Origin of the sequence: Oceanobacillus saliphilus (genome assembly GCF_023522835.1) — a bacterium.
Classification (GTDB): domain Bacteria; phylum Bacillota; class Bacilli; order Bacillales; family Amphibacillaceae; genus Oceanobacillus; species Oceanobacillus saliphilus.
In genome coordinates this window covers 1-255 of sequence record NZ_JALCZU010000239.1, presented here as the reverse complement: position 1 = coordinate 255, position 255 = coordinate 1, and the positions used below count along the sequence as shown (strand labels likewise).

Here is a 255-nt window from a genome sequence, read left to right as displayed (position 1 = left end):
ATTTGCATGGGCCTGTGGGTTTGGGGAAGAAGAGTTATCCAGACCATGGGGAAGGACCTGACCCCAATCGCACCCTCCAGTGGTTTCAGTATTGAACTGGCGTCTGCCTTAACTGTGGTCATCGCATCAAACATTGGCCTTCCCATCAGCACAACACATTGCAAAGTGGGCTCTGTTGTGTCTGTTGGCTGGCTCCGATCAAAGAAGGCTGTTGACTGGCGACTGTTTCGAAACATTTTTATGGCCTGGTTTGTC

Annotated in this window: 1 protein-coding gene; it reads left to right on the top strand. The window is 50.6% G+C overall.

The genetic code is table 11. From position 1 onward, the window contains the following. Positions 1-6 precede the first annotated feature (6 nt). Positions 7-255 (top strand): inorganic phosphate transporter (locus MN204_RS21930; RefSeq protein ID WP_498043955.1); only part of this gene is annotated, 249 nt, incomplete at its 3' end.